28 protein-coding genes and 1 pseudogene are annotated in these 25,021 nt (G+C 73.5%); 18 read left to right on the forward strand and 11 right to left on the reverse strand.

From position 1 onward, the window contains the following. Positions 1-40 precede the first annotated feature (40 nt). Entirely contained in the window at positions 41-1,306 is a 1,266-nt protein-coding gene (locus DRB89_RS31240; RefSeq protein WP_112449864.1) for a PTS transporter subunit EIIC, read from the forward strand. Positions 1,307-1,441: 135 nt separating this feature from the next. On the opposite strand, the gene DRB89_RS31245 is transcribed toward DRB89_RS31240, so the two are convergent. Continuing rightward, positions 1,442-2,194 (reverse strand): MBL fold metallo-hydrolase, encoded by a 753-nt coding sequence (locus DRB89_RS31245; RefSeq protein ID WP_112449863.1) that lies wholly within the window; start codon positions 2,192-2,194, stop codon positions 1,442-1,444. A gap of 252 nt (positions 2,195-2,446) precedes the next feature. Between DRB89_RS31245 and DRB89_RS31250 the strand changes: the two genes are divergently transcribed. Both DRB89_RS31250 and DRB89_RS43870 read left to right on the forward strand, forming a co-directional pair. Further along, on the forward strand, positions 2,447-2,860 hold the full coding sequence (locus tag DRB89_RS31250) for a hypothetical protein (RefSeq protein WP_112449862.1): 414 nt from the start codon (positions 2,447-2,449) through the stop codon (positions 2,858-2,860). A 241-nt stretch (positions 2,861-3,101) separates the two neighbouring features. Further along, positions 3,102-3,602 (forward strand): hypothetical protein, encoded by a 501-nt coding sequence (locus DRB89_RS43870; protein ID WP_112451482.1) that lies wholly within the window; start codon positions 3,102-3,104, stop codon positions 3,600-3,602. 324 nt (positions 3,603-3,926) lie between these two features. Here the strand turns inward: DRB89_RS43870 and DRB89_RS31260 are convergent, their stop codons facing one another. From DRB89_RS31260 to DRB89_RS31270, 3 genes are all read right to left on the reverse strand, one after another. Then, positions 3,927-4,526, reverse strand: a complete 600-nt coding sequence (locus DRB89_RS31260) for a TetR/AcrR family transcriptional regulator (protein WP_112451483.1) — start codon at positions 4,524-4,526, stop codon at positions 3,927-3,929. An 82-nt stretch (positions 4,527-4,608) separates the two neighbouring features. Continuing rightward, on the reverse strand, positions 4,609-5,445 hold the full coding sequence (locus tag DRB89_RS31265; RefSeq protein ID WP_112451484.1) for an NmrA family NAD(P)-binding protein: 837 nt from the start codon (positions 5,443-5,445) through the stop codon (positions 4,609-4,611). Positions 5,446-5,567: 122 nt separating this feature from the next. After that, positions 5,568-6,755 (reverse strand): PP2C family protein-serine/threonine phosphatase, encoded by a 1,188-nt coding sequence (locus DRB89_RS31270; RefSeq protein WP_112463902.1) that lies wholly within the window; start codon positions 6,753-6,755, stop codon positions 5,568-5,570. Between the two features lie 177 nt (positions 6,756-6,932). On the opposite strand from DRB89_RS31270, the gene DRB89_RS31275 reads away from it, so the two are divergent. The 6 genes from DRB89_RS31275 (at position 6,933) to DRB89_RS31295 (ending at position 10,545) form a co-directional block, all read left to right on the forward strand. Further along, positions 6,933-7,499 (forward strand): TetR/AcrR family transcriptional regulator, encoded by a 567-nt coding sequence (locus DRB89_RS31275; protein WP_112451485.1) that lies wholly within the window; start codon positions 6,933-6,935, stop codon positions 7,497-7,499. Positions 7,500-7,649: 150 nt separating this feature from the next. Continuing rightward, a complete protein-coding gene (locus DRB89_RS31280; protein WP_112451486.1) occupies positions 7,650-8,090 on the forward strand; it encodes an SRPBCC family protein in 441 nt (146 codons plus the stop codon). Between the two features lie 124 nt (positions 8,091-8,214). Next, positions 8,215-8,736: a carotenoid oxygenase family protein gene (locus DRB89_RS45105; RefSeq protein ID WP_239516416.1), complete on the forward strand. Its 522-nt coding sequence runs from the start codon at positions 8,215-8,217 to the stop codon at positions 8,734-8,736. Further along, the gene (locus DRB89_RS45110; protein ID WP_239516417.1) at positions 8,699-8,962 is read left to right on the forward strand and encodes a carotenoid oxygenase family protein; all 264 of its coding nucleotides are present in this window, start codon (positions 8,699-8,701) and stop codon (positions 8,960-8,962) included. The genes DRB89_RS45105 and DRB89_RS45110 overlap by 38 nt, the downstream gene beginning before the upstream one ends. Before the next feature lie 147 nt (positions 8,963-9,109). Further along, the gene (locus tag DRB89_RS31290; RefSeq protein WP_112451487.1) at positions 9,110-9,601 is read left to right on the forward strand and encodes a hypothetical protein; all 492 of its coding nucleotides are present in this window, start codon (positions 9,110-9,112) and stop codon (positions 9,599-9,601) included. Between the two features lie 212 nt (positions 9,602-9,813). Further along, positions 9,814-10,545 (forward strand): hypothetical protein, encoded by a 732-nt coding sequence (locus tag DRB89_RS31295; RefSeq protein WP_112451488.1) that lies wholly within the window; start codon positions 9,814-9,816, stop codon positions 10,543-10,545. A gap of 126 nt (positions 10,546-10,671) precedes the next feature. Here DRB89_RS31295 and DRB89_RS45115 read toward each other — a convergent pair. Both DRB89_RS45115 and DRB89_RS31305 read right to left on the reverse strand, forming a co-directional pair. Further along, positions 10,672-10,920: pseudogene (locus tag DRB89_RS45115) on the reverse strand (MFS transporter); the annotation flags it as partial. Positions 10,921-10,961: 41 nt separating this feature from the next. After that, positions 10,962-11,990, reverse strand: coding sequence for an NAD(P)/FAD-dependent oxidoreductase (locus tag DRB89_RS31305; protein WP_112451489.1), 1,029 nt, complete (start codon positions 11,988-11,990; stop codon positions 10,962-10,964). Between the two features lie 88 nt (positions 11,991-12,078). Here DRB89_RS31305 and DRB89_RS31310 point away from each other — a divergent pair, with 88 nt between their 5' ends. From DRB89_RS31310 to DRB89_RS31325, 4 genes are all read left to right on the forward strand, one after another. After that, the gene (locus DRB89_RS31310) at positions 12,079-12,714 is read left to right on the forward strand and encodes an XRE family transcriptional regulator (RefSeq protein ID WP_112451490.1); all 636 of its coding nucleotides are present in this window, start codon (positions 12,079-12,081) and stop codon (positions 12,712-12,714) included. A 164-nt stretch (positions 12,715-12,878) separates the two neighbouring features. Further along, a complete protein-coding gene (locus DRB89_RS31315; RefSeq protein WP_112451491.1) occupies positions 12,879-13,829 on the forward strand; it encodes a class I SAM-dependent methyltransferase in 951 nt (316 codons plus the stop codon). A 95-nt stretch (positions 13,830-13,924) separates the two neighbouring features. Continuing rightward, the gene (locus tag DRB89_RS31320) at positions 13,925-14,191 is read left to right on the forward strand and encodes a hypothetical protein (RefSeq protein WP_162688803.1); all 267 of its coding nucleotides are present in this window, start codon (positions 13,925-13,927) and stop codon (positions 14,189-14,191) included. 108 nt (positions 14,192-14,299) lie between these two features. Beyond that, positions 14,300-17,083: a SpoIIE family protein phosphatase gene (locus DRB89_RS31325; protein WP_112463503.1), complete on the forward strand. Its 2,784-nt coding sequence runs from the start codon at positions 14,300-14,302 to the stop codon at positions 17,081-17,083. Positions 17,084-17,095: 12 nt separating this feature from the next. On the opposite strand, the gene DRB89_RS31330 is transcribed toward DRB89_RS31325, so the two are convergent. Further along, positions 17,096-17,572, reverse strand: a complete 477-nt coding sequence (locus tag DRB89_RS31330; RefSeq protein ID WP_112451603.1) for an ATP-binding protein — start codon at positions 17,570-17,572, stop codon at positions 17,096-17,098. A gap of 13 nt (positions 17,573-17,585) precedes the next feature. Further along, positions 17,586-17,951: an STAS domain-containing protein gene (locus DRB89_RS31335; protein WP_112451602.1), complete on the reverse strand. Its 366-nt coding sequence runs from the start codon at positions 17,949-17,951 to the stop codon at positions 17,586-17,588. A 178-nt stretch (positions 17,952-18,129) separates the two neighbouring features. Here DRB89_RS31335 and DRB89_RS31340 point away from each other — a divergent pair, with 178 nt between their 5' ends. Both DRB89_RS31340 and DRB89_RS31345 read left to right on the forward strand, forming a co-directional pair. Continuing rightward, positions 18,130-18,618 (forward strand): flavin reductase family protein, encoded by a 489-nt coding sequence (locus tag DRB89_RS31340; protein WP_112451601.1) that lies wholly within the window; start codon positions 18,130-18,132, stop codon positions 18,616-18,618. Between the two features lie 79 nt (positions 18,619-18,697). Next, on the forward strand, positions 18,698-19,021 hold the full coding sequence (locus tag DRB89_RS31345; RefSeq protein ID WP_112451600.1) for a plasmid stabilization protein: 324 nt from the start codon (positions 18,698-18,700) through the stop codon (positions 19,019-19,021). 8 nt (positions 19,022-19,029) lie between these two features. Here DRB89_RS31345 and DRB89_RS31350 read toward each other — a convergent pair whose 3' ends face one another. From DRB89_RS31350 to DRB89_RS31360, 3 genes are all read right to left on the reverse strand, one after another. After that, on the reverse strand, positions 19,030-19,344 hold the full coding sequence (locus tag DRB89_RS31350; RefSeq protein ID WP_112451599.1) for a hypothetical protein: 315 nt from the start codon (positions 19,342-19,344) through the stop codon (positions 19,030-19,032). Positions 19,345-19,366: 22 nt separating this feature from the next. Further along, positions 19,367-20,125: a VOC family protein gene (locus DRB89_RS31355; RefSeq protein ID WP_162688805.1), complete on the reverse strand. Its 759-nt coding sequence runs from the start codon at positions 20,123-20,125 to the stop codon at positions 19,367-19,369. A 210-nt stretch (positions 20,126-20,335) separates the two neighbouring features. Next, a complete protein-coding gene (locus DRB89_RS31360) occupies positions 20,336-20,569 on the reverse strand; it encodes a DUF6213 family protein (protein WP_112451597.1) in 234 nt (77 codons plus the stop codon). A 472-nt stretch (positions 20,570-21,041) separates the two neighbouring features. Between DRB89_RS31360 and DRB89_RS31365 the strand changes: the two genes are divergently transcribed. The 3 genes from DRB89_RS31365 to DRB89_RS31375 all read left to right on the forward strand — a co-directional run bounded on the left by DRB89_RS31365 (position 21,042) and on the right by DRB89_RS31375 (position 24,940). Next, positions 21,042-22,454 (forward strand): family 2B encapsulin nanocompartment shell protein, encoded by a 1,413-nt coding sequence (locus tag DRB89_RS31365; RefSeq protein WP_112451596.1) that lies wholly within the window; start codon positions 21,042-21,044, stop codon positions 22,452-22,454. A 171-nt stretch (positions 22,455-22,625) separates the two neighbouring features. Next, positions 22,626-24,029 (forward strand): family 2 encapsulin nanocompartment cargo protein terpene cyclase, encoded by a 1,404-nt coding sequence (locus DRB89_RS31370; protein ID WP_112451595.1) that lies wholly within the window; start codon positions 22,626-22,628, stop codon positions 24,027-24,029. 14 nt (positions 24,030-24,043) lie between these two features. Further along, entirely contained in the window at positions 24,044-24,940 is an 897-nt protein-coding gene (locus DRB89_RS31375; protein ID WP_112451594.1) for a geranyl diphosphate 2-C-methyltransferase, read from the forward strand. Positions 24,941-25,021 lie beyond the last annotated feature (81 nt).

Here is a 25,021-nt window from a genome sequence, read left to right on the forward strand (position 1 = left end):
CCATGTCCCCAGGCAGCGCCTTGTCCACTGGAGGAAGTTGATGAGTACGGCCACCGCCGCTCCCGCCAAGAAGCGGGGCTCCGGCCTGATCCAGGGTCTGCAGAAGGTCGGCCGCAGCCTTCAGCTGCCCATCGCCGTCCTGCCGGCCGCGGGTATTCTGCTGCGCCTCGGCCAGCCCGACGTTTTCGGCAAGGACGGCCTCGGCTGGGGCAAGGTCGCCACGGTGTTCGCCACCGCCGGTGACGCCGTCTTCGCCAACCTGCCGCTGCTCTTCTGCATCGGTGTCGCGATCGGCTTCGCCAAGAAGGCCGACGGCTCCACCGCCCTCGCGGCCCTCGTCGGCTTCCTCGTCTACAAGAACGTGCTCACCGCGTTCCCGGTGACCGAGGCCGTCATCAACACCACCGAGAACAAGGGTGTGGACGTCGCCGCGACGTACAACAACCCGGGTGTCCTCGGCGGCATCATCATGGGTCTGCTCGCCGCGGTCCTGTGGCAGCGCTTCCACCGCACGAAGCTGGTGGACTGGCTCGGCTTCTTCAACGGCCGCCGCCTGGTCCCGATCGTCATGGCCTTCGTCGGCGTCCTCGTCGGTGTCTTCTTCGGCCTGGCCTGGGAGCCGATCGGCGAGCTCATCACCAACTTCGGCGAGTGGATGACGGGCCTCGGCTCCATCGGCGCCGGCATCTTCGGCCTCATCAACCGCGCGCTGATCCCGATCGGCATGCACCAGTTCGTCAACACCGTCGCCTGGTTCGAGATCGGTGACTTCACCAACGCCGCCGGTGCGGTCGTGCACGGTGACCTGAACCGCTTCTGGGCCGGCGACGCGAGCGCCGGACAGTTCATGACCGGCTTCTTCCCGATCATGATGTTCGGCCTGCCGGCCGCCGCCCTGGCCATCGCCCACAGCGCCCGTCCGGAGCGCCGCAAGGCGGTCACCGGCATGATGGTCTCGCTCGCCCTCACCTCGTTCGTCACGGGTGTCACCGAGCCGATCGAGTTCTCGTTCATGTTCATCGCACCGGTGCTGTACGCCATCCACGCGGTGCTGACGGCCGTGTCCATGGCCGTCACCTGGGCCCTCGGTGTCCACGCCGGCTTCACCTTCTCCGCCGGCCTGATCGACCTGGGCCTCGGCTGGAACAAGGCCACGTCCCCCTGGATGATCATCCCGATCGGCCTGGTCTTCGCCGCGGTCTACTACTTCGGCTTCCGCTTCGCGATCACCAAGTTCAACCTTCCGACGCCGGGCCGCGAGTCCGACGAGGAGCTCGCGGAGATGGAGAAGGCCGAGGCCAAGTAGGTCTCCCGCCCCACCACGACGAAGCCCCCGCTCTCCCGGAAGGGAGGGCGGGGGCTTCGTCGTACGGCTGATGCGGGTGTCCTGCCTGAGGCCTCAGACTCCAGGCCTCAGACTCCAGGCCTCAGGCTCCAGGCCTCAGACCTCGTAGACCGCGCCCGCGTACGCCAGATCCACCTGGCCGTCGTAGACCGAGCGGGCGTCGGCCAGGTTCTGCTCGGCGTCCGTCCACGGCGGGATGTGCGTCAGCACGAGCCGACCCACCCGGCCGCCCCGGGCGTACTCGCCGGCCTCGCGACCGTTGAGGTGGAGGTCGGGGATGTCCTCCTTGCCGTGCGTGAAGGAGGCCTCGCACAGGAAGAGGTCGGTGTCCTCGGCGAGCAGCCCCAGCTCGGAGCAGACGCCGGTGTCACCGGAGTACGTCAGGGAGCGGCCGCCGTGCTCGACGCGGATCCCGTACGACTCGACCGGGTGGCAGACCTTCTCGGTGCGGACCTGGAACGGGCCGATCTCGAAGGTGCCGGACTTCAGGGTCCGGAAGTCGAAGACCTCGCTCATGGACCGCTCGTCGGGGACGTCCTCGTAGGCCGTGGACAGCCGCTTCTCGGTGCCCTCGGGGCCGTAGACCGGGATGGTGCCGCAGCGGCCGCCCTCGTGGCGGTAGTAGCGGGCCACGAAGTACGCGCACATGTCGATGCAGTGATCGGCGTGCAGATGGCTCAGGAAGATCGCGTCGAGGTCGTAGAGCCCGATGTGCCGCTGGAGCTCGCCGAGGGCGCCGTTGCCCATGTCGAGGAGCAGCCGGAAGCCGTCGGCCTCGACGAGGTAGCTCGAACAGGCCGAATCCGCGGACGGGAACGAACCCGAACAGCCGACGACGGTGAGCTTCATGGAGCGTGAACCTCCGTGGACGGTCCGTGGACGGAATGCGGGCCGTGCGTGGGTCGAGCGTAAGGCGCGAAACCTTCGGTCGCTCCTCCGCGGCGGGCCGTTGTGGGGGGAATCACCTGTGCTGTCACCCGGGGGAGCGACAGGGCGGATCCGGGTTGCCGTCCGGCGGTGGCGCGGGTACGGGGTACGGGTGGCGGGTACGGGTGGTGCGGCCGCCGCGCCGGGCGGTGCGGCCGCGACTACGGTCGGAGTATGGACACGTCCTGGTGGCCGGCGGTCGCCGCGGTGGTGGCCGTGGTCCTGCTGGTGCTGGTCCCCCGGCGGGCGCGGCGGGCGCCCCACAGCGCCGAGCCGCCGCACGCGCCCGGGCCCGCGCCGCGGCCGGGGGCCGGTGACCTGTGGTCCCTGCCGGGTGGGAGGCCCTGTCTGGTCCTGGGCGTACGGGGCCACTGGGCGCGGGTCGCGTGGATCACCGGGAAGTACGACGACCGGCGCGCCGGGGTCATCCCGCTGCCGCCGGGCGTGGTGGGGTCGCGGGGCGGGTTCCTGGAGGCGGACCGGGTGACGGAGGTGTCGGTGTGGGAGTTCGCGCGGGCACGGCGGCTGGGCACGGTGGATCCGGCGGTGTGGGACGAGGTGAAGGGGCTCGGGTCGGCGTCCGACTGAAGCGGGTCCTGGTGCGGACGGCGACGGGGGCGGCGGCGAGGTCGGCGACGGGGTCGGTGACAAGGATCCGGCCGCGCGCCACGCCGGCGTGCCGGCCGCACTCTTGGCCCCGGCAACCCCGGCAACCCCGGGCCCTCGTTGACGTACCGCCGCCGGTGTCCCGGCCCGGGACCCCAGCCCCGCCCCGCTCTCCGCACCCCGCCCCTTCGGGGGCGTCACCTACTACTCCGAGCCGCAGCGCGTGGCCCTGCACGCGGCGGAGGAGGATCTCGTCGCCGCCTGCATGCGGCGGCGCGGCTTCACCTACCGCCCCCAGCCGCTGGCCACGGGCAACCGCATCGCCGACGCGAATCCTTACGGGCTGCTCGCCGTCGCGCAGGCGGTCGACGACGGGTACGGCATCACGAGCACGGCGCTGGCCGTGCGGCCGCAGGAGGACGCCAACGCCGGCGAGAGCGCGAACGACCGCTGGAAGGAGGCCCTGCTGGGCACGCCCGCGCACCGCGTGGACCTGAAGATGCCGTTGGGGCGGCAGTTCTTCTACCACTCGGACTCCTGCGTCAGCGACGCCAAGTCCGGCCTGTTCGGGCCGGATTGCCACAGGCTCTACAACACCTTCCAGGTCCTCGCCGACGCCCTGGTAGACAAGGTCCGGGCCGACGGCCGCCATGTGGAGGCGCAGGGTGCCTGGAGTGCGTGCGTGAAGGACGCGGGAGCGGACGCGGGCACGCTGGTGCTGTGACCGGGAAGGTCCGCCGGGTAGGACCCGGCCGGGATCCACGCGGTCGCCGGCGTCGAGCTGAAGCTGTCGAAGGCGGGCGCCGATTGCCAGGTCAGGGCCGGCCGCGCCGCTGCCGTCGCGGCGGCGCAGGGCGATGCCGAGCAGACGCTGGGCGCCGACCACGCGAACGATCTCGCCGCGCTGCGGACCGTACGGCAGAAGGCGCTGGCGCGGGCGGAGGCGGAGGCGGACCGGGCAACGGTCCGGCCGTGACGTCGGTGTCCGGCCACGGCGTCGCTGCACGGTCATCCGGCCGAAGTGGAGCCGGACCGGGCAAGAGACGGCCTACGCGCCGGGCGGTCCGCTGTCGCTGTCGCCGCCGAGGACGTTGCCGATGTGGGCCGCGAGCGAGGACCGCAGGGCCTCGGGCGTCATGTTCCGCTCGTCGATCAGGTGCGCGACGAGGTCGGCGCGGATGGCGGCCAGCAGGGCGTGGGCGGTGAAGTCCGCGGCCCGCACTCCGGGCACCTGCTCCAGTGCGGTACGGAGGGTCTCGTGCCACCAGCCGTAGTGCCCGGCCCGGTAGGGGCTGCTGAGCCCGGCGTCCTCCGCTGCCGACATCAGGTTCCGGTTCTCGATCTTGAAGCGCAGCGAGGCGTCGAGGAGGTCCAGCACCCGCTGCCGCGGTGCGCGGTCGGCGGCGTCCCGTGCTTCCCGTACGGCTTGCCGGAGCGGTTCGAGGCGGGAGGCGATCACGGCGCCGATCAGGCCGGCGCGGTCGCCGAAGCGGCGGAACAGCGTGCCCTTGCCCACGCCCGCGGCCGCGGCGATCTCGTCCATCGACACGCTGTGGGGGCTGCTGCTGGCGGCGAAGAGGGCGTCGGCCGCGGCCAGGACGGCTTCTCGGTTGCGCAGGGCGTCGGCGCGTTCTGTGCGCTGGGCCACGGATCCTCCTCGGTCTTCGGCCTGTCCCGGCCCCCGGGAATGGTATGCGGTGGGCTCCCGGCCCGGACGGGTCGCCGCCGCTTCACGACAGCTCCCGCTCGGCGAACGCGCGGAACGTGCCCGGCGGCCGGCCGGTGAGGCGCTCGACCGCGTCCGAGGTGCGGTCCTCGGCCCCCTCGGCGATGGCGCGGTCCATGCCGGCCAGCAGGGTGGCGAACTCCAGCGGTATCTCGGCCGCCCAGCGGTCGCGCAGCTGCTCGAAGGTCAGCTGCCGGTGCACCACGGGCCGCCCGGTGGCCTCGGTGATGATCGCGGCCACGTCGGAGTAGCTCAGCGTCTGCGGCCCGGTCAGGATCAGGTCGGTGTCGGGGGCCCGGTCGTCGGCCAGCGCGCGCACGGCGACGGCGGCGATGTCCTCGGCGTCGACGAACCCGATGCGGCCCTCTCCCGAGGCCGACATGACGGCGCCCTCGGCACGGATGCTGCGCCCGTGGGGGGTGGAGGCGGTGAAGTTCTGCATGAACCAGGAGGGCCGCAACACCGCCCACTGCCCGAACAGGCCGGGCAGGGCCTGGTGGACCTGTCCCACCGCCGGACCGCCCGCGGGGATCGCCGACGAGCTGAGCAGCACCGCCCGGCGCACGCCCGCCGTCCGCGCCCGGTGGAGGAACGGCAGCATGACGGAGGCCGGGTCCGGAGAGCCGACGGGCGGGACGAGGTAGGCGCGCTCGACGCCGTCGAGGGCCCCGTCCCAGGTCGAGGGCTCGTTCCAGTCGAAGAGGACGCCCTGCCCGCCCGCCACGGGGGTGGCGCGTCGGCCGGCGGCCTTGACGCGGTGGCCCTCGGCTGACAGCCCGGCGGCGACCCGGCGGCCGGTGGTGCCGGTGGCCCCGATGACCAGGGTGGTGGGGGTGTTCATGGTCAAGTCTTCCGTTCCGCTCGAAGGCGCGGCCGCCCTTCCCTGAAGGGACACCCGACCGAAAACGGACCGTTGGTCCGCATGGAGTGGACCATACGGACTGGCGGTCCGTTTAGCAAGGATCAAGGATGGGGCGGCCGGGGGCGGAGGCGGGCCGCGAGGACGGCGACGTCGTCCTCGGCGTGCCGTGCGTCGAGTCCCCGGCAGGCGGCGTCCACCACGTCCGACACCCCGGCCCCGGCGGCCATGCGCAGTGCCGCGAGCCGGGCCAGGGAGGTGTCGATGTCCTCGCCACGGCGTTCCACCAGCCCGTCGGTGTAGAGCAGGACGGTCTGGTCCTCGGTGAACGGCAGGGCGACGGCGTCGTATCCGCCGACACCGGTGCCCAGCGGCGGGCCGACGGGCACCTCCAGCAGTCGGCCCCGGCCGTCGGCGGCGGCGAAGACGGCGGGCGGCAGGTGTCCCGCGCTGGCGTACACGGCCGTACCGCGAGCGGGATCGACGCGGACGATGAGGCAGGTCGCGGGGCGGCGGTCGCCGTCCGCCGCGGACAGGGCGTCCAGCTGGCGGAGCACCCGGTGCGGGGCGAGATCCGTGGAGGCGACCTCGCGCAGCAGGGTGCGGTAGGCGTTCATGTCGACGGCCGCCTCCAGGCCGTGGCCCATGACGTCTCCGACCACCAGCAGGGTCCGGCCGAAGTGCAGCCGGACGGTTTCGAACCAGTCGCCGCCGACCAGGGAGCGGGACCCGAGCGGCAGGTAGCGGCTGGCGACCTCCAGGTTCGGGTGCGGCCGGCCCGGTTCGGCCACCAGCGCGCGTTGGAGGTCGAGTGCGATCCGCTCGGTCGCGGCCAGCCGCCGTGCGTGGCCGATGTGCACGCACGCGAGGCGCGCCGCGAAGCGCAGCGTCGCCGTCTCGTGGTCGCTGAAGCCGCCGTGCGCTTGCTCCCTGACCGCGAGGAGCCTTCCGTAGGGCTCGCCCCGGCCGATCAGCGGCACCGAGACGAGGTGCGGCGAACCCCCTGAGCCACGGCCGGTACGGGCCTGCGCGGGATGCCCCTCGTCCGGGGCGCGGGCCTCGGGGGCGATCTCGGCGGGGATCTCGGCGGGGATCTCGGCGGGGATCTCGGCGGGGAGGCCGTCCAGGAGGTCCGTCGCGCCGGCCGCGGCCACCCGTTCGTTCCTGCCGCCGTGGCCGGCCAGCTCCACGGCCGCTGCGTCGCACAGGTTCCGGAACGCGAAGCCCGCCAGCTCCCGCCAGGTCACCCGCTCGTCGAAGGACGTCCCGATCCGCTCGAGGGCCTCTTCCATCGCGCGCAGGCGATCCTCCGAGCCGCCTTCCGAGCCATCCCGTTCCGGCACGACGCCTCCCAGCACACTCCTTTCACCAGCGTATGGCTTGACCGCGGACGAGGAGTCGGCGACTCGTGGCCGGGCGGCCTCGCCGGAGGCGTTGACAGTCAAAAGTGTGAGTGGTTGAGTACTCACATGAAGAACGAACGACCCCGCAAGCTGTCCACCGCCGAGGAGCGCCGTGAGACGGTGCTGCGCACCGCCATCGGCGCCTTCGCGGCGCGCGGCTACTGGGGCACCACCACGACCGAGGTGGCGAAGGCGGCCGGCATCTCGCAGGCGTACGTCTACCGCTTGTTCCCCAGCAAGGAACTGCTGTTCACCGCGGTGGTCGAGCACTGCTTCCTGCAGGTCCGAGCCAGTCTGGAGCGGGCGGCCGCCGAGGCGAAGGGGAGCTCCGCCGAGGTGGTGCTGGAGGCCATGGGGGACTCGTACGCGCTGCTGATCAGCGACAACGACCTGATGTTGATCCAGCTGCACGCCCAGGCCGCGGCCGTCTCCGAGCCGGCCGTGCGGGAGGCGGTCCAGCGGGGCTACGCCCGGCTGGTGGAGTACGTCCGCGGCGCCTCCGGCGGCACCGACGAGCAGGTCCAGCAGTTCTTCGCGCTCGGCATGCTGTGCCACCTCATCGTCTCGATGCGGGCCGACGAGGTGGACGCCCCCTGGATCCGCACACTGTCCGCGGGCATCACGCACTACTGACGCCGGGCCCGGCCGGACGGCTGGGCTTATCGGCGGGGCTTGTCGGCGGGGCATACGGCCCGCCGTTTCTTGGCAGTCAAATGTGAGTGGTTAGCCACTCACTCATTCAACACATGCACTCGTGCACGTCACCCGAGAGGAAGAGCAGCCATGTTCACCATCGACGAGACCGCTCCCGTCATCGTCCGCCTGTCCACCCTGATCGACGCCCCGCTGGAGCGGGTCTGGGCCCTGCACGCCGACATCGACGCCTGGCCGAGCTGGAACGCCGACGTCGACCAGGCCGAGCTCGACGGCCCGCTGCTGCCGGGCAACTCCTTCAGCTGGAAGACGCACGGACTGGACATCACCTCCACCGTCCGCGAGATCGTCCCCGGTGAGCGGCTGGTCTGGGGCGGCCCGGCCGGCGGCATCGAGGGCGTCCACGTGTGGACCTTCGAGCGGACCGGCGGCCAGGTGCGCGTCAGCACCGAGGAGTCCTGGAGCGGAGCCCCTGTCGACGCCGCGGCCGCCGAGCTCGGCCAGGCCCTGCGCGACTCCCTGACCGCCTGGCTCGCCGCCCTCAAGGCCCGCGCCGAGCGGACCGGCTGACGCCCGGCGCCCCACGGCGTCGCCCGCCCGCCGCGGCCGTGGCCGTTGCCATCGCCCCGCCCATCACCACCGCCACGGCATCCGGCTGCGCGAGGGCCGCGCCGAGTGGTACCGCAACCGCTGGGTGCGCACCCCCGCCCTGGAGGGCGCCCCGTACCTGACCGAGCACGGCCCCGATCTGACGGCCGGCACCGCCGGCACCCACGACTTCGACGGCAAGCTGCGCGGTGCGATGACCGCGCATCCGAAGACCGACCCGGCCACCGGCGAACTGCACCTCTTCGGCTCCTCGCCGTTCCCGCCGCACCTCACGCACCACGTGTCCGATGCCGAGGGGCAGCTCACCCACAGTGCCGACGTACCGGGGGCGACCGCCTCCCTCAAGCACGATTTCGCCCTCACCCGCAACCACGTGGTCTTCATCGAGGGGACGGTCACCTTCGACCCCGCCGAGCACTCCGGCATCCCCTACGGCTGGAACGACGCGCAGCCGGCCCGGATCGGCGTCATGCCCCGAGGCCCGGCTCTCCTGGAACTGGTGGGTCTGCGCCCCCGGCCGCGGTACCGAGCCCAACACCCGCTCCCACAACCGCCGATGGGTCGTCGACGTGGCCGCCGGCCGCGTCGACGAGCAGACCCTCGATGACCTGGCCATCGAATTCACCGCGCTCAACGAGGAGTTCATCGGCACCGAGCACCGCTACCAGTACGCGGTCTCGTTCCCCGACCAGGACGGCCGTGGTCGTCCCCTCCTGGTCCTGGACGCGTCCGGCCTCGACCGGATCGCCGCGGTCCACCTCCCTCGCCAGGTCGCCGACGGCATCCACGGCTCCTGGATCCCCGACAGCGCCCTCGACGGCTCCGACCGCTGACGGGTGTCGCCTGGAGGCCCGGGGAGGCCGAGTCCCCGGTGTGGCGTGACGGGGCGCCGGGAGGTCCACTGTGAAAGCGTGTGCACTCGTGAGGGTCGGGTAAGCGCGCCGAATCGACCCACAGAGCCGGGCAGGAAGGCATTCGACATGGCGGAGAGCCACCACCAGATCCTGTTGATCACGTTCGCGAAGGCGCAGGCCGCCCGGGCGGCCTACGAGGACGCCGTCGGCCTGCCGGGGCTCCGGCAGGCCGCCGTGCTGGAACGGTCGGCCGAAGGACTGCTCGACGTACCGGAGAGCCACGTCTCGGGCGCGGGAGTCCCCACCGCGGGCGCGGGTCTGGCCGGCGGTCTCCTGGGGCTGGTGGGCGGCCCCATCGGCGTCTTCCTCGGCGCGGCCGCCGGGGTGGCCCTGGGCGGCGCGGCGGAGGACCTGCGGATGCAGGAGGGCGGTGCGGGCATGATCATGCTGAGCAGCCGGGTGGAGGACGGAGCCGCCCTGCTCATCGTCGACCTGCGCGAGTCCGAGCCGGAGCCCGCCGACGAGCTCGCCCGGCGGCACGGCGGAACCCTGGAACGGCTGAGGGCGAAGGAGTTCGCCGCGCAGGTGCGCGCCGCCGAGCAGGCGGCCGGCGGTTAGGCCGTCCGGCCGACTCCTGAGCGACGGTCGGGGGCGAACCCGACCCCCTTGGGGTCGGGTTCGCCCCCGGCCGGGTTCCCGACCGGTGCCGCGGCCCTGCTCGGCGCGGGGGAGGATATCGTGACGTGGGGGCCGGATAGGCCTCCTTGACGGCGATCCCGATCATGACGAGGCGCCGAGCGGTGTGGTGTCGGAACGAGGGGGAGGAACCGATGGGCACGGCCGACGAGGGATGGCAGTGGCCCGACGAGGCCAGTGTCGACAACGCGAGGACGACGCTGCTGCGGCTCCTCGCCCGGTCGGGGGTTCCTTCGGATGACGCGCGGGAACTGATCGGGCTCCTCGAGGCCGGCGCACTGGCCCTCGCGTACGAGGAGCTGAGCGGCGGCGGCCGCACCGCGCCGGGGGACAAGGGCGAGGCGTACGAGTCGGGCTGGCTCGACGGCGCCGGGGACCTTTTGACGGAGCTCGGCGCGGTCACCGAGCGGACCCTGCTCCAGGTCGTGAGCCCGGACGGGGAGCAGAGCCCGGCCGGGGAGCACCCGCGGGCCGGGCGCATGGAGGTGGAGCGGGCGCAAGTGGCGCTCACGCCCCTCTACCTGTCGTTCACCGCGGTCTCGGAGCTGGATCCGGAGGCGACCGACGAAGTGCTCGGGGCCGTCCTCGCCACGATGAGCCCCCGCCAGCGCGCCCGGTACGCCGGGCGGCTGACGGAGTTCGCCGCCGCCCACCGGTCCCGGCTGGAGCGGCTGTTCGCGGCGTTCGGACCGGGCAGCGCCATCGCGGTGCACGGCCGCTTCTCGCTCGTCCACTCCGTCGCGAGCATCGCCGTGCTGGAGCGGCTCGTCGTCGCGCCGCAGGCGCTGCGGGAGGAGTGGGACGCGGCGGAGCTGCCGCCTGCGTGGCTGGACGGACTGATGACCGCCTGGAACGCCCCGGCCTGACGGTCCGACCGGGTCGCCGAGCCGCCGGGTGCGGCGCGAGTCAGCGCGGGGCGAGCGTCCCGGCGGATTCCGGGTCCTGGGCCGACACCGACACCGGGACCGGGGTCGGGGTCCTCGGGCCGCGGGTGTGCCGAACTCACGGGTGACGTCGTTGAGTGCGGAGGCGACGCCCTGGCGCTCACGCGGCAGGGAGCCGGTGACGGCCTCGGTGGACGGCGTCATCGCCAGGCCCGTGCCGACGCCCATGGCGAGCATGCCGGGAAGGACCGACGGGTAGCCGCCGCCGACGGAGACGGTGCCGGCCATGAGGGCCGGGCCGGCGCCGGCCGGCAGGATGCCGGCGGCCATGGTCGGGCGTGCGCCGGCGCGCGCGGCGGTCGGGTCGGGAGCCGACGCGAGTGTGTGCCCGGCGTGCGTCAGGCGGTGGCGGCGGCGCTCACGCCTGCGGTGAGGGCGGCGACGGCCGCGTCGGCGTCGGCCATCGCGAGGAGGGCGTTGATCTGCGCGCCGGCCAGGGCGCCGGCCGCGGCGGAGGCCCCGACCTGGGCGGTGGGGTCGGTGGCGTTGCCGGCCACCCACACCCCCGGCACGCCGGTGCTGCCGCCCGCGCCGGAGGCGAAGCGCCGGCCGCCGCCGGGCAGGTCCTCCATGGGCAGGGCCAGGCCCGCCAGGCCCTCGGTCCGGGCCCGCATCGTGGTGGCGACCGCGAGGACGCGGCGGGCGACGACCTGCCCGTCGGCCAGGCGCACACCGGCGATGGCGCCGTCCTGGTCCTCCACCACCGCCACCACCCCATCGGCCGGGGTGTCGACGACGCGGATGCCGCGAGCGGCGAAGCGCGCACGGGTCTCGGCATCCAGCCCGGTGCCGCGCGTGAAGTAGACGAGGTCGTCGGTGAGCTGGCGGAACAGCAGGGCGTGGTGGACCGAGGCGGGGCCGGTGGCGAGGACGCCGATCGGCTCGTCGCGCACCTCCCAGCCGTGGCAGTACGGGCAGTGGACCACGCCGCCGCCCCAGTGCCCGGCCAGCCCCGGTACCTCGGGCAGCACATCGCGCAGGCCGGTGGCCACCAGCAGGCGGCGCGCCGTCAGGGTGCGGCCGTCGGCCAGGGTGACGCTGAAGCGCAGGTCGCCGTCGGCGGTCGGCCCGGCAGGCTCGGCGGCGGTGACCTCGCCGGAGACGATGAGGCCGCCGTAGCGGCGCACTTCCTCGCGGCCCCGCCCGTACAGTTCGGCGGGCGGGGTGCCGTCCAGGCCGAGCAGGCCGTGCACGCCCTGGGCGGGCGCGTTGCGCGGGGTGCCGCTGTCGATCACGACGACCGAGCGGCGGGAGCGGGCGAGCATCAGCGCGCCGTTCAGCCCCGCGGCGCCGCCGCCGATCACCACGGCGTCGACGGTTGCGTTCGGCAGCGGGTCGGTCCCGTAGGCGGCAGTGGTGGTGTTCATGTCGTCGGACTCCTTCTTCCGTGCCGGCCCCGGTGGGCTTGGGCCGTCTGCACACGACGCTAACCCGGACTTGCAGCACGGGCATACGATGTTGCGCATGACGCAAGAAGACGGTGATCTGGACAGCCTGGTACGCAAGCGGATCCGCGCCCTGCGCGTGGCCCAGGGCTGGTCCCTGGAGGAGCTGGCCGTGCGGGCCCGGCTCAGCCAGTCCACGCTCAGCCGGATCGAGAACGGCCAGCGCCGCCTGGCGCTCGACAGCCTCGTCACCCTCGCCCGCGCGCTGGACACCACCTTGGACCAGCTCGTCGAGACCGCGGCCGACGACGTCGTCACGAGTCCGGTGATCGACGGCGCCCACGGGCTGATGCGCTGGCCGGTGAAGGGCGACCCGGGCATGACCGTCGTCCGCCAGCGCATGACCGAGCCGCCGCCGGACAACCCCGCCCGCATGCGGGCGCACCCCGGGCGCGAATGGCTCGTGGTCCTGTCCGGTACGGCGATCCTGCTGCTGGGGCACCGCCGGTTGCGCATCGAGACCAACCAGGCGGCCGAGTTCCCCACGATGATGCCGCACGCGATCGGGGCGGAAGGGGGGCCGTGCGAGATCCTGGGCATCTTCGACCGTGATGCCCGGCGCGGCCACCAGCGCGACAGCGGTGGCGGTGGCGGTGGCGGTGGCGCAGGCAGGGACGGTGATCCCCGGGGGTCGGACGACCATTGAGGGCGCGGAGGCGCGGAGGCGCGTCCCGTGAACCGCTGACCGCTGACCGCCGACCGCTGATCCGTGCGGGCGCGTCTTGCGCGTCCGGCAGCCCGCTCGACCATCTCCTTGCGTAACTGGCAACCCGTCGTGCTCCCAGCGCATGAGCGCCTTACGGTGGATCCATGACCCACGCACACCACGCCCAGCACGCAGACGCCCAGCTCGGACACGCCCAGCTCGGACACGCCCAGCTCGGACACACTCCGCACGGACACGCCCAGCACGGGAATCCCGAGCACGGCCACCACCAGCACGAGGACGAAGGGCAGGGCCAGGCGGAGATCCTCGACCTGGACGCGGAGGTCCTCGGCGAGCACATCGCCGCCATCACCGCGTGGCTGCCCCTGCAGGTGGCCCCGCGCCGCATCGTGGATCTGGGCTGCGGGACGGGAGCCGGCACCTTCGCCCTGCTCGACCGCTTCCCCGACGCCCACGTCACCGCCGTCGACTCCTCGGCCGGGCACCTCCAGCGCCTGCGGGAGAAGGCGTGCGCCCGGGGCGTGGACGATCGCGTCCGTACCGTGCGGGCAGACCTCGACGCCGCCGAGTGGCCCGACCTCGGCACGCCGGACCTGGTGTGGGCCTCGGCCTCGATGCACCACATGGCAGACCCCGACCGCGCCCTGCGCCAGGTCCGCGAACTGCTCGCCCCGGGCGGCCTGTTCGCCGTCGTGGAGCTGGCCGGCTTCCCGCGCTTCCTGCCGGAGGGCGCCCCGGAGGAGCGGCCCGGACTGGAAGAGCGCTGCCACACGGCGAGCGACGGCCACCACGCCGAGCACGTTCCCCACCGCGGCGCCGACTGGGGGCCGAAGCTCACCGGCGCCGGATTCACCCTCGACGGCGAACGCGTGGTCACCGTGGACATCGACGGCGCGCACAACGAGGCGGTCGCCGCGTACGCCCTCGGCAGCCTGCGGCGCCTGCGCCTCAGCGTCGCCGACGCCCTCGCGCCCGAAGACCTCACGGCGCTCGACCGGCTGCTCGACACCGACGGACCCCAGAGCGTCCTGCGCCGCGAAGACCTCGTCGTACGGACGGAGCGCACGGTCTGGGCGGCACGCCGCGGCAATTGATCCGAGACGCACCCTCGACAGGGTCCAGGGTGACTCCACCGGCTGGTCCGTACGCCCGGGCGTCCGGACAACGTACGCGGAGGCAGGGGGAGTTCGTGGATTCATTGCGGCCCGGTGACCCGTCGGAGATCGGCTGCTACCGTCTGCTGGCCCGGCTCGGCGAGGGAGGCATGGGCGAGGTGTTCCTGGCCCGGACGGCGTCCGGCCGGCCGCTCGCCCTGAAGACCGTGCACCGGGAGCTGAGCCGGGATCGGGACTTCGCCGACCGCTTCGCACGGGAGATACGCGCCAACGACCGCGTACGTTCCGCGTGGACGGTCTCCGTGGTGGATTTCAGCGCCCCGGGGTCGTCCCAGCACTAGCGACGGAGTACGTCGCCGCGCCGTCGCTGGGCGACTGGGTGCACCGGCGCGGGCCGCTGGCCACCCCGGCCGTGGTGTGCCTGGCCCGGGAGCTGGCTGCCCGCGCTCGTGGCGGTACGGGCGGCGGGTGTGGTCCACCGCGACATCAAGCCGGCGAACGTACTGCTCGGCCGGGGGCGGCCGTTCCTCATCGGCTTCGGCATCGCCCGCGCCGTGCGCGACCCGCGCCACACCCAGACGGGAACGGTCATCGGCACGCCCGGCTACCTCGCGCCCGAGCAGGCGACCGGAGCGGTGGCCGCGGCGCCGGCGGACGTGTTCTCGCTCGCCGCGGTACTCGTCTACGCGGCGACCGGCCGCAGCCCCTTCCTGGCCCGTGGCGAGCAGCTGGAACTCCCCGGCCTCCTGTACCGGATCGTCCACGAGGAGCCCCTCCTCGACGGCGTTCCGCACGAGCTCCTCGCCCTGGTGGGGGAGTGCCTCGCCAAGGATCCGGACCGGCGCCCGACCGCCGAGGAGGTGCTCGCGCGGGTCGGTGCCGCGGGGGAGGAGTGGAGCGGGGCGGTGTCACCGGACCTGGTGGCGGACGTGGCCGACCGGGAGGCAGCCCTTCGGGGGACCCTGGCCGAACCCCGGCCGCCCGCCCGGCCGTTCGCCCCGGCAGCCGCCCCGCCGCAGCCGTCCTTCGGGCCCGTTCCCGTGGCGCCGATGCCCCCTTCGACGGCTCCCGGGACTCCGCTGCCCCACCCCCCGGCCGGGAGCCCTCGGCGAGCCGGCCCCCCGCGCCGTCCCGTCCGCGGCCGCCACGGCGACGCCGCGCTGCGCTCGCTCCCGGGCCGGCTCGCCGAGGGCCTGGCGGCGGCGCACGACGGCGACGGCATCGCCGAGCTGCTGCGGACCGTACTCGGCGGGCCCGCCGACCTGGACGCCGTGATGATCTACTCCCTGACCGCCGCCGGCAGCCTGGAGCTCACCGGCAGCGCCGGCATCGACGAGGCCCTGGCCGAGCGGTGGCGCCGCGTCCCCCCGCTCACCGGCATCGCCGCCCACGAGGCCATCGCCGGGCGCCGCGCCCTGTGGCTGGAGGACCCCGCCCAGGACGCCCGGCGCTACCTCCTGATCGGGGACCCGCCGGACCGCTGGCCCGCGCGCGCGTGGCTCCCCGTACCGGGCGACGGCGACGGCCCCCCGCGAGCGGCCATCGGGTTCCTGCGCGCGCATCCGTTCCCCTTCGCGGCCGACACCCGGGCGCTGCTGCGCCGGGCGGCCCGGCTGTGCGCGGGCCCGCTGGGAGCCCCGGAGCGGCCCGGCGACGCCGACGGGGCGGGCGCCGAGGCGACGTCCGTCCAGCGGATCCTGGAAGCGCTGGCCGGGTCCGCGATCCTGCTCACCCCGCTGCGCTCGCCGACCGGCGAGGTGGAGGACTACCGCATCGACGCGGCGGCGCCCGAGTCGGTGGACGTGGCCGGGCGGCGCGGCAAGGAGCTCGTGGGCCGCCGGGTCCTGGAGACGTACCCGACCGTGGCGGGCACCGCGCTGTGGGACGGGTACCTGGACACGCTCACCACGGGAACCGCGTACGAGGGAGAGCCCTTCACCTACGAGGAGGTGGTCGCCGGCCTCCCGCGCCGGTCCGTCTACTCGGTCCGGGCGTCCAGGCTCGCGGACCGCCTCGTCGTGTCCTGGATCCGCCACGACACCGGCGAGCGAGAGGCGCGGCGGCTGGCCGACATGCAGCGGCTGGGCAGCCTCGGCTGGGTGGGCTGGGACCTGGTGACGGACACCGTCACCTGGTCCGACCAGGTCTACGCCGTCTTCGACCGCGACCCCCGGGAGGGGCCGATGACCTGGGAGGAGCTGCCCCGCCACCTCCTCCCCGAGGACCTCCCGGTCCTGGGCGAGGCCATCCGGCGGCTGCTGGGCGAGGGCGAGCCCGTCGACCAGCCGTTCCGGATCGCCACCGCACACGGCGTGCGCCACCTGCGGATCGTCGCCGAGGCCCTGACGGACGCCGACGGCACCCCGGTCGAGGTGCACGGCTTCTTCCAGGACCTCACCGCACAGCACGACGTCGAACTCGCGCTGCGCGAGAGCGAGCGCGCCGTCCTCCTCCAGCGGGGCATGCTCCAGGCCGAACGGGCGCTCGCCGCACGCCTCCAGGACACGCTGCTGCCGATCCCCGAGCAGTCCCTGGAGCTGGCCGGCCTGTGCGTCGACGTCGCCTACGTCCCCTCCGACAGTGGGATCAACGTCGGGGGCGACTGGTACAGCGCCATCGAACTCCCCGACGGGAGCGCCCTGTTCGTCGTCGGAGACGTCGCCGGCCACGGACTGGCGGCCGTGGGCACCATGGCCCAGCTGCGGTTCACCACCAAGGGCATGGCGATCACCGGCTCGGCCCTCCCCGACGTCCTGCGCCGGCTCAACACCCTGCTGCTCCACACCGCTTCGGACCCCTCCGCCACCGCCACGGCCACCATGGTCATGGCCCGCTACCAGCCCTGGGACCGGCGCCTGGTCTGGGTCCGGGCCGGACACCTGCCGCCCCTGCTGGTCCGCGGGGGCCGGGCGGCCTTCCTCGAACAGCCCCGGGGCAGCCTGCTGGGCGCCTCCTCCGAAGCCTCCTACGGGCGGGCCGTCATCGACCTGCTGCCCGGCGACCACCTGCTGCTGTACACCGACGGACTCGTGGAGGAGCCCGGTGAGGACATCGGGACCGGACTCGACCGGCTCGCCGCGGCCACGGTGCGGCTCCTGCGCGAGGGCCGCGGCGAATCCCTCGCCCGGATGCTGGCCGCGCTGTGCACGGGCAACCGCGACGACATCTGCGCGCTGGACATCCACGTCCCCGAAGACGCCCCCGATGCCGACACCGCCCGCCGTCGGCCCTGACCGGGGAGGGGCTCAGCCCGGCCTGCGGGCCGGCGGCGCGTCGAGCTCCAGCCATACGCACTTCCCGCCGTCCACGGGCTCCGACCCCCACGCCCGGGCCAGCCGCTCCACGATGAGCAGCCCGTGGCCTCCGGGCCGGGTCGGGTCGGGCGGGAGCCTGACGGCCGGCGTGACCGGGCTCCCGTCGGTCACCTCGATGCGCAGCCCCCGGTCCGTGCGGCGCAGCAGCAGCGATGTCGGCCCGCCCGCGTGCATGCGGGCATTGGCCACCACTTCGGACACCATCAGCAGGGCGTCCTCGGCGGCCTCGTCCGCTCGGCCCCTGACGGTTCCGTTCCCGGCCACCCTCCCGTTTCCGCTCCCGGCCTCCGGCAGCCACTGCCACTCGGCCAGGGCCCGGCGGGTGAAGTCGCGGCATCGGGTGACGACGTCCGCGGTGTCGTGCAGTACCAGGCGCCGGGTCCGTTCCGGTGGCCGGCGCTCAGTCATCGCTCCTCCTCCGCTACGCGGGCCGGTGATGTGCCAGCGCCGCCTCCACATCGGTGTGGAGCGGGAAGAGCCCGTCCGCGCCGGTGATGTGGAACATCCGCTCTATCGGCTGGTGGAGGCCGATCAGTTCGAGGCTGCCACCGGATTCCCGTACCGCGAGCCGGTTGCGCAGCAGCACGTTCAACCCGGTGGAATCGCAGAAGTCGAGCCTGCTGAAATCGACGAGCAGCCGCTGCCTGCCGCCTGCCCGGGCGGCTTCGAGCGCCTCCCGCAAGGGCCCGGCCGTATCGTGGTCGAGCTCCCCGGCCAGTGCCAGGACGGTGGCCCCCGCGACGGGCCGTACTTCGACCGCGAAGCGGTCTTCGTCAGCCGTCGCCATCACACACCCCCTTCGGGCGGTCTTCCGATCCGGACACACCGCGCCTACCCCCTCGCAGGCCCCCAAACCCGGCGGTGATTCCCCGCCGCCGGGTTTGGGGTCCTGCGAGGGGGTAGCCGCCAGATGGCACCGGCACCGGCACGGTCCGGCGCCCGGGTCACGGTCGGAAGGAGTCGTCATGGCGGAGCGGGATCCCTTCGGAGGCGGGTTCGACGCCCCGATGTACGTCGTCACCGTCGCGGCCGACGGGGAGCGGGCGGGCTGCCTGGTGGGGTTCGCCTCGCAGTGCTCGATCGATCCGCCCCGGTTCGTGGTGTGGCTGTCCGTCGAGAACCGCACCTACCGGGTCGCGCGCGGAGCCTCGGACCTGACCGTGCACGCGCTGAGCCACGGGCAGCGGGAGCTCGCGGAGCTCTTCGGCGGCGAGACGGGCGACCGGGTGGACAAGTTCGCGCGCGTCGACTGGCGCCCCGGGAAGGCGGGCGGGCCGGTGCTCGCCGGGGTCCGGACCTGGTTCACCGGCCGGATCGAGGAGCGGATCGAGGGCGGGGACCACGTGGGCTTCCTGCTGGCGCCCACCGAGGCGTCCGGACCCGCCGGGGGCCCGGAGCCCCGGCCGCTCCGCTACGGCGACGTGTGCGACCTGAAGGCCGGCCACGCGGCCTGACCGCCGGGACTAGGAAGCGGAGCCGCGGGTAGGCGCCCACAGACCTGTCCGTACCACCTCGGAGAAGGAGTGGGTGACCATGCCCCGCGGTTCCAGCCCCAAGCGTGAACGCCAGTACGAGCACATCAAGGAGAGCGCCGAGAAGCGCGGAGAGAGCGCCGAGGTGGCGAAGGAGATCGCCGCACGGACCGTCAACAAGGAACGGGCCCGAGCGGGGGAGTCCAAGACGGCCAGCAGGAGCTCGATCGAGGACATGTCCTCGGCGGAGCGCGGCGGCCGGCGCTCCCACCAGGGCGCGCGGGGGCCGACGTACGACCAGCTCTACGCGGAGGCCCGGCGCCGCAACCTGCACGGCCGCTCCTCCATGGACAAGGCAGCACTGAAGCGCGAGCTCGGCCGCTGAAGCCGGTCTCAGCGTTCCCCGCGCGCGCCGTCGTCGAAGGCCCAGATCAGCGGGGGAGACGAGGTGGCGGCGGCGCACCCGAGCAGGGTCGCGCAGGCGGCGCAGAGCAGCCAGGCGCACAGGCCGACCCGGTGGCGGCGGGTCCAGCTCCCCGGGGACGCCCAGGCGGCGGAGGACCGGGCCGAGGACCAGGAGAACGCCCAGGGCAGGATCCCGCGGCGCAGCCTACGGAGCCTGCGGTCCAGGAGCTGGTCGGCGCGCAGCTCCGACTCGATGCCGTGGAGGATCATCCGTTCCTGCCGGGAGAGCTCGGATCCGTCCATCGCGCAGCCCCTCCCGCCCGTGTCAGGAGAGTCCCGGACCGGCCGGGCCCACGACGGAGAACACGGCGCCGTCGGGGTCCCGCAGGGTGGTCTCGAGGTTGAGGGGCCCCGGGCCCGGGGGCGAGTCCGGGTCCGGGAACGTGCTGCCGCCCAGCGCGGTGGCCGTCTTCACGGCGGCTTCGACATCGGGGACCCGGAAGTGGACGTCCCAGCGCGGCCGCACGTTCGGGTCGGGGGCCTCGGCCAGGGCCCCGCCGCGCAGGCGGGCCACCGTCTGCCTCCCGTGGCGCAGCAGGATGTGGTCGTCCTCCTCCGCGTAGGCCACCTCGCAGCAGCCCGCGTGGTCACAGGCCCACTCCAGGACCTCGCCGTAGAAGATGGCGGCGTCGAAGGCGTTCCTGGTGCGCAGCTCCAGCCAGGCGGGCGCGGCCTCGCCGCCGACACCCCAGTCGGGTATCGCGCTGCCCTGCCAGATCCCGAAGGTCGCCCCGTCGCGGTCGGCGGCGAGCGCCGCCCGGCCGGTGCCGAAGGTCAGGGGGCCGACGGCGACGGTCCCGCTGCGTTCGCGGATGCGCGCGGCCGTGAGGTCGGCGTCGTCCACGGCGAAGTACGGCGTCCAGGCCACGGGGATCGAGAACGCCCGGGCCAGTGCGCCGAGGCCGGCCACCGGGACCCCGTCGAGGAAGCCGACGGAGAAGCCCTCGCCGAGCCGGCCGGGACGGAATTCCCAGCCGAGGACCGCGCCGTAGAACTCTTGGGCGCCACCGAGGTCGCGGGTCATGAGACTGACCCAGCACGGTGCACCGAATGTCTCGTGGCTTGATGTCGACACGCCAGTCCAACCCCATTCGCCTCATGCGACCCGGGCTCTTCCTACATTACTCGCGGGCCCGCCGCGCGCCCCCGCCGCGCGCCCCCGGCGCGGGCGGCGGCCGGCAGCCGCGGGGGCAGTGCCGGGGGCAGCACCCGGGGGCGGCAGCCCGGAGCCGCACTACGGTTTCGGGGCGGATGCGAACCCGATGCATTCGACGTCGATCTGATCGGCGATCTCGGTGAGCACGCCCGCCAGGTCCAGGACGGTCTGCTCGTCGCCCCGCGTCGCCCCCCGGTCCGCCGGCTCCACCCAGTCGGCGGCGAGGCGGCGCAGCAGGTCGGTGACGTGATCGGCGGGTATCAGCAGTGCGCCGTCATCCGCCGGGACCAGCGGGATCGATACCTGGATCATGGATCCGCCTCTCCGAGAAACGTCGTCCGGACGTGTCACCAAGCGGTTACCCGCTCGGCGGCCCGGCAATCGCGCGGCGCGGGCACCCGGTCCGGGCGGCCCTCTCCGCCGACCTCGTCCCGGCCCTGTACCGACCTCGTCCCGGCCCCGCGCCGAACCCGTACCGGCCCCCGCGGCCGGCCACCCGGGCCCGGGCAGGCGCACCGTGCGAAGGGGTCCACGGCCGGTCGGCCGCCCCTCACGGGGACAGGTCTCGACCAGTCCGAAACCTCGTCGTTCGTCGGGGCAAACCTCCTGTGGGAGGAGATCACTGGAACGAAGCAACCCCAACGTTTTTGCCCGTGGAGCCGGGCCCACCGGCGGTTACGGTTCCCCCGGATCCGGACGGATTCAGGATTTTCCCCTCCTTTCCTCCCGCACCGTGAAGCGCACGCACGCCGATCACCGCCCTTACGAAGGAGCGCTCGCCCCGATGACCGTTGACACCAGCCCGGAAGCCCAGCTGGATCCTCCTCAGCAGTCCAGCCTCGGCACGTCGGCTGCCCGCAACCTCGCCACCACGACCAAGTCCGCCCCCCAGATGCAGGAGATCACCTCCCGCTGGCTGCTGCGGATGCTCCCCTGGGTGGAGACCAAGGGCGGCGCCTACCGGGTGAACCGCCGGCTGAGCTACACGGTCGGCGACGGGCGCATCGAGTTCGTCCAGGACGGCGCCCACGTCCGGGTGATCCCCCGCGAGCTCGGCGAACTGGCCCTGCTGCACGGCTTCGACGACGAGGAGGTGCTGGCGGCGATCGCCGGCCGGTGCGCCCAGCGCGACTTCCGTGCCGGCGAGGTGCTGGTCCAGCGCGGCGCCCCCGCCGAGCAGATCCACCTCATCGCCCACGGCCGGATCAGCCAGACCTCGATCGGCAAGTACGGCGACGACGTCACCGTCGCCACCCTCGCCGACGGCGACCGGTTCGGCGAGAACGCCCTGCTGGACGCCGATGCCGCCTGGGACTACACCGCGACCGCGGAGACCGCCGGTACGCTGCTCACGCTCTCCCGCGCCGACTTCGCCGCCGTGCTGGCCGCGGCGCCGCACCTCCAGGCCCACATCGAGCAGTTCAGCTCGCTGCCCCTGCAGCGGCAGAACAAGCACGGCGAGGCCGAGATCGCGTTGTCGGCCGGCCACACCGGCGAGGCCGACCTGCCCGGCACGTTCGTCGACTACGAACTCAAGCCGCGCGAGTACGAACTCTCCATCGCCCAGACGGTCCTGCGGGTCCACACCAGGGTCGCCGACCTCTACAACGGGCCGATGAACCAGACCGAGGAGCAACTCCGGCTGACCATCGAGGCGCTGCGCGAGCGCCAGGAGCACGAGCTGGTCAACAACCGGGAGTTCGGCCTGCTCCACAACGCCGCCTTCAAGCAGCGGATCCAGACCCACTCCGGCCCGCCCACGCCGGACGACCTCGACGAGCTGCTCTGCCGCCGCCGCGGCACCAAGTTCTTCCTGGCCCACCCGCGGACGATCGCGGCGATCGGACGTGAGCTGAACGCCCGCGGGCTCTACCCGGACCACGTCGACGTCGGCGGGCAGCAGGTCCCGGCCTGGCGCGGGGTGCCGATCCTGCCCTGCAACAAGATCCCCATCAGCAAGGAGAACACCAGCTCGATCCTGGCCATGCGAACCGGCGAGGACAACCAGGGCGTCGTCGGCCTGCGCCAGACCGGTCTGCCGGAGGAGTACGAGCCGGGCCTGTCGGTGCGCTTCATGGGCATCGACGAGAAGTCGATCATCTCCTACCTGGTCACCACCTACTACTCCGCCGCGATCCTGGTGCCCGACGCGCTCGGCGTGCTGGAGAACGTGCAGATCGCCCGCCGGAGCGGCTGAGCACCCAGTGCTGTGACCGGAACGGTTCACCGGCACCAGGCCCCCAGCCGACCTTCCCCGGGACGGGACGGCCGGGACAGCCGCGCCCGCCGCGACGGCCCGGGCCTTCCCGGGCCGGCCGAGCCCGCCCGGGATCCGGGACGGCCCCACCACCCCACCGAGGAGTCACGGATGACCGATCCCGGGCCTTCCCCCCTGCAGTCGAGCCTGCCCGCGGCCGCGGCCCATTTCGGGGCCCAGATCCTCGGCGCGGCCCTGGCCCACGCACAAGCCCAGGCGCAGGGCCAGGCGCAAGCCGGAGCCGATGCCTCCGGCGCCCTGACCGCGCTGCCGCCCGCCCTGCCCACCGGCCCCGCGTTTCCCGCCAGGGCCGTGCCCGCGGAAGCGCCCGTGGCCGCGCCCGTACCCGCACCCGGCATCGGCGCCCCGGGTGCCGGGCCGGCGGGGGAGGCCGCCGCCGCGGCCGGGCGGGTGAACCCCGCCCTCGAACGGATCCTGCGCGGCCCCAGCGGCCTGGGCACGGTCGGCCTGCACCCGGCCCGGCGCGAGGGCCCCGCCGTGCCCCCGGCGGCCGCGGAGCCCGGCGCTCCGCCGGCGGGCCGTCCGATCCCCGGGCTCTACCACCACCCGGTGGCGGAGCCCGACCCGGTCCGGGTGGAGGAGGTCAGCCGCAGGATCAAGGCGTGGGCGCTGGACGAGGTGGAGCTGTACCCCGAGGACTGGGAGGACCAGTTCGACGGCTTCTCCGTCGGGCGCTACATGGTCGCCTGCCACCCGGACGCCCCCACCATCGAGCACCTGATGATCGCCACCCGGCTGATGGTCGCCGAGAACGCGGTCGACGACTGCTACTGCGAGGACCACGGCGGCTCGCCCATCGGCCTCGGCGGACGACTCCTGCTCGCGCACACCGCCCTCGACCCCCTCCACACGACGAAGGAGTACGAGCCGCAGTGGGAGCGGTCGCTCCACTCGGACGCGCCCCGGCGGGCCTACCGCTCCGCCATGGAGTACTTCGTCCGGCAATCCACCCCGTCCCAGGCCGACCGGTACCGGCACGACATGGCCCGGCTGCACCTGGGGTACCTCGCGGAGGCGGCCTGGGCCCAGACGGAGTACGTCCCGGAAGTGTGGGAGTACCTGGCCATGCGCCAGTTCAACAACTTCCGCCCCTGCCCCACCATCACCGACACCGTCGGCGGCTACGAACTGCCGGCCGACCTGCACGCCCAGGCGCACATGCAGCGGGTCATCGCGCTCGCCGGCAACGCCACCACGATCGTCAACGACCTGTACTCGTACACCAAGGAACTCGCCGCCCCCGGCCGGCACATGAACCTGCCCGTGGTGATCGCCGAACGCGAGGGGACCTCCGACAAGGAGGCCTACCTGAAGGCGGTCGAGGTCCACAACGAGCTCATGCACGACTTCGAGGCCGAAGCCGCCGCCCTGGCGGCGGCCTGCCCCGTCCCGAGCGTGCTGCGCTTCCTGCGCGGAGTGGCCGTGTGGGTCGACGGCAACCACCACTGGCACCAGACCAACACCTACCGCTACAGCCTGCCCGACTTCTGGTAAGGACGGACCTATTCGTGACCAGCACCGATTTCACACCCGCCACCGTCACCACCGCTGGCCCCTCCGTGACCATCCCCGGGCCCGCGACGCCGTATCAGGGGGACATCGCCCGCTACTGGAACAACGAGGCCCGGCCGGTGAACCTGCGCCTCGGTGACGTCGACGGCCTCTACCACCACCACTACGGCATCGGCGACGTCGACCACTCCGCCCTCGGCGACGCGGACGACAGCGAAGCGGAGAAGAAGCTGGTCGCCGAACTCCACCGGCTGGAGTCGGCGCAGGCCGAACTGCTCCTGGACCACCTCGGCCCCATCGGGCAGGGCGACACGCTCGTGGACGCCGGCTGCGGCCGCGGCGGCTCGATGGTCATGGCCCACCAGCGCTTCGGATGCAAGGTCGAGGGAGTCACCCTGTCGGCCAAGCAGGCCGACTTCGCCAACGGGCGCGCCCGTGAGCTCGGCATCGAGGACCACGTCCGCGCCCGCGTCTGCAACATGCTCGGCACGCCCTTCGAGACCGGGCAGGCAGCGGCCTCGTGGAACAACGAGTCGAGCATGTACGTCGACCTGCACGACCTGTTCGCCGAGCACTCCCGGGTCCTGGAGGTCGGCGGCCGCTACGTGACCGTCACCGGCTGCTGGAACCCGCGTTACGGCCAGCCCTCGAAGTGGGTCTCCCAGATCAACGCGCACTTCGAGTGCAACATCCACTCCCGCCGCGAGTACCTGCGTGCCATGGCCGACAACCGCCTCGTACCGCAGGCCGTCATCGACCTGACCCCCGAGACCCTGCCCTACTGGGAGCTGCGGGCCACGTCCAGGCTGGTCACCGGCATCGAAGAGGCGTTCATCAACTCCTACAAGGACGGCTCCTTCCAGTACGTCCTGATCGCCGCCGACCGCGTCTGACGGGCGCGGGGGCCGCGCCGCCGGCCGTCGCCGCCTCCCGGGGGCCGGGCCCGTCGTCCGACGGGCACGGCCCCCTCGCGC

The sequence above is a fragment of the Streptomyces sp. ICC4 genome, from assembly GCF_003287915.1.
Taxonomy (GTDB): domain Bacteria; phylum Actinomycetota; class Actinomycetes; order Streptomycetales; family Streptomycetaceae; genus Streptomyces; species Streptomyces tritrimontium.